The 8,077-nt window shown below is 66.2% G+C and carries 8 protein-coding genes; 7 read left to right on the plus strand and 1 reads right to left on the minus strand.

The annotated features are described in order from the left end of the window. The 6 genes from BLW84_RS45650 to BLW84_RS45675 all read left to right on the plus strand — a co-directional run. Positions 1-1,464 (plus strand): acyl-CoA carboxylase subunit beta (locus tag BLW84_RS45650; RefSeq protein WP_425441768.1); only part of this gene is annotated, 1,464 nt, incomplete at its 5' end. A gap of 134 nt (positions 1,465-1,598) precedes the next feature. After that, the gene (locus BLW84_RS45655; RefSeq protein WP_093278964.1) at positions 1,599-1,850 is read left to right on the plus strand and encodes a Smr/MutS family protein; all 252 of its coding nucleotides are present in this window, start codon (positions 1,599-1,601) and stop codon (positions 1,848-1,850) included. 124 nt (positions 1,851-1,974) lie between these two features. After that, complete coding sequence (locus BLW84_RS45660; RefSeq protein ID WP_093278966.1) at positions 1,975-3,255, plus strand: ABC transporter substrate-binding protein; 1,281 nt, start codon at positions 1,975-1,977, stop codon at positions 3,253-3,255. A gap of 5 nt (positions 3,256-3,260) precedes the next feature. Continuing rightward, positions 3,261-4,241: a carbohydrate ABC transporter permease gene (locus BLW84_RS45665; RefSeq protein ID WP_245761845.1), complete on the plus strand. Its 981-nt coding sequence runs from the start codon at positions 3,261-3,263 to the stop codon at positions 4,239-4,241. A 142-nt stretch (positions 4,242-4,383) separates the two neighbouring features. Continuing rightward, complete coding sequence (locus tag BLW84_RS45670) at positions 4,384-5,121, plus strand: carbohydrate ABC transporter permease (protein WP_245761847.1); 738 nt, start codon at positions 4,384-4,386, stop codon at positions 5,119-5,121. Between the two features lie 8 nt (positions 5,122-5,129). Continuing rightward, positions 5,130-6,542 (plus strand): GH1 family beta-glucosidase, encoded by a 1,413-nt coding sequence (locus tag BLW84_RS45675; protein WP_093278970.1) that lies wholly within the window; start codon positions 5,130-5,132, stop codon positions 6,540-6,542. Here the strand turns inward: BLW84_RS45675 and BLW84_RS50635 are convergent. Continuing rightward, on the minus strand, positions 6,425-7,330 hold the full coding sequence (locus BLW84_RS50635; protein ID WP_093278972.1) for an AraC-like ligand-binding domain-containing protein: 906 nt from the start codon (positions 7,328-7,330) through the stop codon (positions 6,425-6,427). The two genes, BLW84_RS45675 and BLW84_RS50635, sit on opposite strands and share 118 nt — an antisense overlap. Positions 7,331-7,822: 492 nt before the next feature. Between BLW84_RS50635 and BLW84_RS47110 the strand changes: the two genes are divergently transcribed. Next, positions 7,823-8,077, plus strand: a 255-nt coding sequence (locus BLW84_RS47110; RefSeq protein ID WP_143061385.1) for a hypothetical protein, incomplete at its 3' end; no start/stop codon positions are given.

Consider the following 8,077-nt stretch of genomic DNA (forward strand, 5'->3'; position numbering starts at 1 on the left):
CTTCCGGAGGATCCGATGACCGCAGTGGCCACCCGGCCGGAAACCGAGCAGGCGCAACGGGATCCGCGCGATCCCGACGTGCGGCTGGAGCAGCTGCTCGACCCGGAGTCGATCGAACCACTGCACCCCCGCGACAACAGCGGGATGTACGCGGTGCGCGGCCGCATCGACGGCACGAAGGTGATCGTCTACTGCAGCGACGCCACCAAGATGGGCGGTGCGCTCGGCTCCGAGGGCTGCGGGCACATCGTGGACGCCATCGACATGGCGGTGCGCGAGCGCTGCCCGGTGGTCGGCGTGTGGCACTCCGGCGGCGCCCGCATCCCGGAAGGCGTGGAATCCCTGGACGGCATGGGCCAGATGTTCGCGGCGATGATCCGCGCGTCCGGCCGCGTCCCGCAGATCTCCGTCGTCGTCGGCCCGGCGGCCGGCGGCGCCGCCTACGGCCCGGCGCTGACCGACGTGGTCATCATGTCCCCCGCCGGGCGCGTGTTCGTCACCGGCCCGGACGTGGTCCGCAGCGTCACCGGCGAGCAGATCGACCAGGAGGGGCTCGGCGGGATCTCCGCGCACGGCGCCAAGTCCGGCGTGGTGCACGTGACCGCCGCGGACGAGGCCGACGCGTTCGTGCGAGCGCGCCGGCTGACCGGGCTGTTCGCCAAGCCGGGCCTGTTCGACCTGCACTCCGTGCAGGACGACGAGGACCTGCGCGCGTTGCTGCCGGACCGCCCGCAGCGTGCCTACGACGTCAAGCCGGTGATCCGCGGCATCCTGGACAAAAAGGACGACGGGGCCGGCAATATTTCTGCGGACTTCGAGGAACTGCAGGCCAAGTGGGCCCCGAACGTCGTGGTCGGCCTGGGCCGCCTCGGCGGCCGCAGCATCGGCGTGATCGCTAACAACCCGCTGCGCAAGGGCGGCTGCCTGGACTCGCTGTCGGCGGAGAAGGCCGCCCGGTTCGTGCGGATGTGCGACTCCTTCGGCGTGCCGTTGCTGGTGCTCGTCGACGTGCCGGGCTACCTGCCCGGCGTCGGCCAGGAGTGGGGCGGCGTGGTGCGCCGCGGCGCGAAGCTGCTGCACGCCTTCGGCGAGGCCGTGGTGCCGCGGGTGACGCTGGTGACCCGCAAGTCCTACGGCGGCGCGTACATCGCGATGAACTCCCGCGCGCTGGGCGCGACCACCGTGTTCGCCTGGCCGGAGGCCGAGGTCGCGGTGATGGGCGCCAAGGCCGCGGTCGGCGTCCTGCACCGCAAGGCGCTCGCCGCCGCGCCCGAGGAGGAGCGCGAGGCCCTGCAGGACAAGCTCATCGAGGAGCACGAGCGCGTGGCCGGCGGCGTCGGCCGGGCGATGTCGATCGGCGTGGTCGACGAGGTCATCGACCCCAAGACCACCCGCCGCCGCATCGCCGAGGCGCTCGCCGCAGCCCCGGCCGGCCGCGGCGCGCACGGCAACATCCCACTGTGACATAGCGCCGTCACCACGGTTCGGTTGTGCCTCTTGTGCTTCGATTCCCTGCCCTCGGATCCGTTGATCTCCGGTTTGCCGCGATCTAGCCTGACTCGAAATCCATCAGTTCTCCCGAGAGCGGGGAGTTGAAATTGCCTGAGAAGTTGACGGTGGATCTCCACCCAATCTTCCGAAGCGACAGGGACATCGACACCGCCGTGCGCAGTGCGGTTTTTCGTGCGGTTCGGGAGAAGGTCAAGCTGGTGGAAATCATCCCCGGCAAAGGCTCAGGCAAGTTGAAGCACCGTGTGCTGGCGATGCTGGACCAGCCTCATCTCCGGAAATTCTACCGGCGGGTCGAGGTCGGCGCGGGCAACGAGGGACGGGTGCTGGTGCACTTCTGAAACCGCGGGCCGGATGGCCAAAGAGGCAGACTTTGGTTCCCGTGGTGGACACACGTTTCTCTGCGCGGTAGATCAGCGATCAGCTCGCGGCATGGTGGTCACGATTGGGAGATGAGGAAGTGTGATGAGGAGAAGGCGTTCGCGCTGGCTGGCTGTTGCTGCCCTGACCTCGGCTGTGTCGGTGGCCCTGGCGGGGTGCGCGGGAACCGATGGGGCCGGCAGTGGGAAGATCGATATCAAGGTCGCGACCTTCGGCGAGTTCGGTTACGAGCAGCTGTTCAAGGAGTACGAGGCACAACATCCCAACATCCACTTGGTGTCGCAGGTCGCCGACTTCGAGGCCCACCACAAGGGACTGGCCACCCAGCTAGCGGGCGGCAAGGGCGCTGCCGATGTCGTCGCCGTCGAAGAGCAGTACATTCCGCAGTTCCTGCAGTCCAGGGACAAGTTCGTCAACCTCGCCGACTTCGGGGCCAAGGACCTGCAGAACCAGTGGGCCCCCTGGAAGTGGGAGCAGGGGGTCAGCAAGGACGGAAGTTTCGTACTCGGTCTCGGGACGGACATGGGTAGCCTGGCGATGTGCTACCGCCGCGACCTGTTCGCCCGGGCCGGTCTGCCGACCGAGCGTACCGAGGTGGCCAAGCTGTGGCCCACCTGGGAAGACTTCGCCCGGGTCGCCGACCGGTTCAGCGCCGCGGTGCCGGACGCGAAGTTCGCCGATTCCGCCGGCACCATCTACACCGCGATCTTCAACCAGTCCGAGGAGAACTTCTTCTCGAAGGCGGACGACTCGCTCATCGCCGACCGGAATCCGAACCTGCGACGTGCCTTCGACATCGCCGCGAGCATCGGGGCGAAGGGGCAGACCGCCAGGGTGACCAGCTACACCCAGGGCTGGAACGTGGCGGTCAAACAGGGCTCCTTCGCCGTGATGAACTGCCCGGCCTGGATGCTGGAGCAGATCAGGGAAGCCGGTGGCGACGGGAACAAGGGCAAGTGGGACCTCACCACGGTTCCCGGCAACAGCGGAAACCAGGGTGGCTCCTACCTGACGGTGCCCAAGCAGGGCGCACACCCGAAGGAGGCTTACGAAGTCGCCAAGTGGCTGACCGCCCCGGAGCAGCAGAAGAAGATTTTCCTGCAGAGCGGCATCCTGCCCAGCACGCCGGCTGCGTACCAGGATCCTGAGGTGATCGGCAAGACCGACCCGTACTTCAGCGACGCACCGGTGGGCCAGATCTACGCGAGCTCGGCGGACAGCCTGCGCCCGAATTACCGCGGTGCCAAGGACAGCGTGGTGCGACCGAAGTTCGGCCAGGCACTCGGTCGCGTCGAGGACGGCAAGCAGAGCGCCGACCAGGCGTGGGACGAGGCCGTGCAGCAGGCCCGCGACGCCGTGAGGTAGCGAGGATGTCACGAAGCCCTTCACCGGCGCCCACCCACGAACCAGCCCACGTTCTTCGTGGGTCGGTTCCGGGTGGGCGCCGGGGGGTCCTGCTCTCCCGGATCGACGCCCGGGTCACGCCGTACCTGTTCGTCGCTCCTTTTTTCGTGCTGTTCGCGGTGTTCGGCCTCTTCCCACTGCTGTACACCGCGTGGATTTCGCTGCACGACTGGAATTTGATCGACGGTGATCAGGGCTTCGTCGGGCTGGCGAACTACACCGCACTGTTCGCCGACCCGGATTTCTACAACGCCCTGTTCAACACCGCGAGCATCTTCGTGGTCTCCACGGTGCCACAGCTGTTGGCCGCGCTCGGTATCGCGGCGCTGCTCAACCGGCCGCTTCGTGCGGGGACCGTTTGGCGCGCAGGTGTTCTGCTGCCGAACGTCGTCTCGGTGGTGGCCGTGGCGCTGGTCTTCGCCCAGCTGTTCGGCCGCGATTTCGGCATGATCAACTGGATTCTGGGGTTGTTCGGGTTGGATCCCGTCGACTGGGAGGGCCAGCGCTGGTCGTCGCACCTGGCCGTCACCACCATGGTGATCTGGCGTTGGACCGGCTACAACGCGTTGCTCTACCTCGCCGCGATGCGCAACGTCCCCAGGGAGCTCTACGAAGCGGCCGCGCTCGATGGGGCTTCGCGGTGGCGGTCGTTCTGGTCGATCACCGTGCCGGGAATCCGGCCGACCATCATTTTCACGGTGGTGGTCTCGACGATCGGCGGCCTGCAGCTGTTCGCGGAGCCGCAACTGTTCGACTCGACCGGAACCGCCGGTGTCGGCGGCAACGACCGGCAGTTCCAGACGTTGACCATGTACCTGTACGAGAAGGGATTCGGTCTGTTCGACGCCGGATATGCGGCTGCCATCGCATGGGTGCTGTTCGTAATGTGCCTGCTGTCCGCAGTGGCGAACTTCGTGCTGGTGCGTCGAATTCGCGGAGGGAGCTGAAGCGGTGATCGCGAGTGTTCCTGCCCGGCGACTCCGCCGATCCGACGGTGCCGGTCCATTGACCCGCCGCCCCGGGGTACTGGTTTACGCGCTGCTGACCGGTGTTGTCGTGTCATCGGCGTTCCCGCTGTACTGGTCGTTCGTGGTGTCCTCCAGCGACAGCTCGGCCATTGGTGATTCCATCCCACCTCTGGTCCCCGGCGGCTACCTCCTGGAGAACGTGCAACGCGTCTTCGACACCGTGGACTTCTGGCTCGCGATCCAGAACTCGTTGATCGTGTCGGGGACGGTCATGGTGTCGACCGTGGTGCTGTCCAGCTTTGCCGGGTTCGCTTTCGCCCGACTGCGCTTCGCCGGGAGAAACACTCTGTTCCTGGTGGTGATCGGAACCGTGATGGTGCCGGCCCAGCTCGGGGTGGTCCCGCTGTACATGGTCGTCGGCGACCTCGGGTGGTACGGCAGGCTGGAGGCGGTGATCGTGCCCGCACTGGTCAACGCGTTCAGCGTCTTCTGGATGCGCCAGGCGTGCGAGGAGTCGGTTGCCCCGGAACTGGTCGACGCGGCCAGAGTGGATGGTTGCTCGCTGTGGGGGACGTTTCGGCATGTGGCGATCCCGGCGATCCGTCCGCAGGCGGCAGTGCTCGGCATGGTGACGTTCATGGCCGCGTGGAACGATTTCTTCTGGCCGCTGATCGTGCTCGACCCGAACGAAAGCCTGACCGTTCAGGTAGCCTTGTCGAGGTTGGCGAGCGGCTACTTCCTGGACTACTCACTGATGCTGACCGGTGCGACGCTCGGCGTGCTGCCCGTGATCATCGTCTTTCTCCTGCTGGCAAGGCAGATCGTCAACGGACTCACGCGAGTTTCGGTCAACGGATGAGGTGGGATATGACCAACAAGAAGGCGCTCGGCTTCCCGTCGGACTTCGTCTGGGGGGCGGCCACGGCCTCCTACCAGATCGAAGGCGGAGCGAAGGAGGACGGCCGCGGACCTTCCATTTGGGACACCTTCACGGCCACGGAAGGCAAGGTTCTGGGTGGTGATACGGGTGACGTGGCTTGCGACCACTTCCATCGATATCCCGAGGACGTCGCGCTGATGGCGGAACTCGGCCTGCCGACCTACCGGTTCTCGGTGTCCTGGTCGCGGGTCATGCCGGACGGGCGGACGGTGAACCCGCAGGGGATGGAGTTCTACGACCGGCTGGTCGACGAGTTGCTCGATCACGGCATCACGCCGATGATCACGCTGTTCCACTGGGACCTGCCCCAGGCGTTGGAAGACGAGGGCGGTTGGCGGGTTCGTGACACCGCCGCACGGTTCGCCGATTACGCGGCGGCAGTGCACGGCGCCCTCGGCGATCGAGTGCCGGATTGGACGACGCTCAACGAGCCCTTCTGCTCGGCTTTTCTCGGCTACGGAACCGGGGTGCACGCACCCGGAGTGGCAGAGCCGGGCACCGCGCTCGTCGCGGCACACCACCACCTGCTGGCGCACGGGTTGGGGATGCGGGCGCTGCGCGCAGCCGCACGACCCGGACAGCGGTTCTCACTGGTGCTGAACTTCGCGCCGGCGCTGACCGATGTGGACGACGAGGCCCACCGCGAGGCCGCGCGCAAGTTCGACGGGATGCAGAACAGGATCTTCCTCGACCCGGTGCTGGGTCGTGGTTACCCGGAGGACGTGCTCGCCGACGTCGCTCACCTGGGTGCGCTGGAACCCGCTATACGCGATGGCGATCTCGAGACGATCACTACCCCGCTCGACTGGCTCGGGGTGAATTACTACGCGCCGGTCCGGGTGGCGCCGTTGGCGGACCTGGAAGCACCAAGTAACAGCGGCCTTCCAGGCTTGCGGGGCTTCGACGTTCTGCCGCCTCGAGGGCCGCTTACCTCGTTCGGCTGGGAACAGACGCCGAGTTCGTTGACGGACCTGCTGCTGTGGCTGCGCCGGCACTGCCCTGGCCTTCCGCTCATGATCGCCGAGAACGGCGCGGCCTTCGCCGACACGATCGACAGCGATGGTCGGATTCGAGACCGCGACCGGGTCCGCTACTTCGCCGACCACCTTCGCGCGGTTCATGCGGCGATTGAGCAGGGCGCGGACGTGCGCGGTTACCTCGCCTGGTCGTTGCTGGACAATTTCGAGTGGGCGTTGGGTTATTCGCAGCGGTTCGGCCTGATTCACGTCGACTTCGACACCCTGCAGCGCACGGTCAAGGACAGTGCCCGCTTCTTTTCCGGAGTCGCGGCGAGCAACGCCGTTCCGGTCGACGACCCCGCCGAGCTCACTGCGGACTGACGCTGACCATCCGATACGAGCGCTGTGCCGACTACTTCTGCGCTATGAGTTCGCTGGGCGTGGTTCCGGTCCGCCGGAGCACGGCTTGGATTTGTCGCGCTGACCAGCCGAGTGCTTGTGCGTGTTGAGTCCAGGGGCCCACGCGTTGGCGCGAATGTATTGGCGTATTTGGGTTTCGATCTCGCGTGCGTGGCTGATCGGCGGTTGGGTATCGCCGAGGAGGAGCAGGCAAACCAGGCCGGTGGGGGTGTCGCGTTCGGCTTTGAGGGTGGCGAGGCTGGTGTGGATGAGTCGCCCGAAACCGTGGGTGAGGTCCGTTTCGGGTTGAGAAGTGCGCCGCGGCCGAGGCGGTGGTCGATCTCGCGCTGGGGCATGGTGAGGATCATGCCCTTGTGGCGGGGTCCGACGCCGAGGTCGAACGGGGTGTTCATGGTGAACAGCGCGCCGGTGCCGGCGGTGAGCGTACGCCGGTTGCCGGCGTGGCGTAACACGAGCGAGCCGCGGGTGGAGATGACGAATCTGTGACGCTCGTCGGGGTCGGCATGAACCTGGCGCTTGGTGCGCTGAAGCCATTGCGGGGTGGAGACGCCCCAGGTGACGAGCTGGTAGGGCTGGGCGCGTTGGCAGGTTGTGCGGCCTTGGAAGTCGTCCGGCCGGACGACCCGGGAGCCAAAGGTGCAATGGAATGAGCTGATTACCTCGCCCCAGTATTCGAGCTGGTCGGCGCGTGGCATGTCCTCGGTGGTGGTATCCACGGTGGCGGTATCCACGTGGTAAGTCGGTGGCATCGCGACCTCTGGCTGCAGCGGGGACGAACATTGGGAAGTCTAGGCCGTGTGGCTTGGTATGACTAGACCGTTGAGTGGCAACGTCTCGCTCATAAGTTGGCGCGGGTTACGCCGCAGTCCGAGGACGCGCGCCTCGACGTCGGCCTGGGTCCAGGTCAAGCAGCGGTGCGGGGTGAGGACCGATCGGCCAAGTCCGCATCACCGCGTGACGCTGCGCGCGAACCAGCGACGAACCGTTCTACTGGACGGGCATGAATGGCCAGTTAGCTGTCACCGGGGCGCCATTGAACCCTTCCAGTCGTGGCTTCGGTGCGTGAGTCAGACACCCGCCGCACTGGACGTCTTCCCGGGCAAGTAAACCGCCAACCAGTCCCGACGGCGCAGTCGTGCGCGCGTGGGCGGTTGTCGTGCGGTTCTAGGCGCAAGAACCACCTACCTGTACTCTTATAGTCCCCTTACCTGCAGTAACCAGGGGCTCACGGAGAGGTAGGCATGGCCGCGGACGCTTTCCTGTATCGATTAACGGGCGAGAAAGAACCGGATCCGTTCTATTTCGCCAACACCGGAGCCGTGCTCGGAGTGCACGACGACGTCGCCTTAACTAACCGTTGCCATGGGTGGGGGAACCACAACGAAGACCGGCGTGGCTACGCGCTGATTCGCGCCGGACTAGCCCAGTGCTTGGACGAGCACCAACACATCGAGACCACCAACGACAACGCCGACGTTGTGGTCGTCGCCACGGAA

It is taken from the genome of Saccharopolyspora shandongensis, assembly GCF_900106995.1.
GTDB classification, from domain to species: Bacteria; Actinomycetota; Actinomycetes; order Mycobacteriales; family Pseudonocardiaceae; genus Saccharopolyspora; species Saccharopolyspora shandongensis.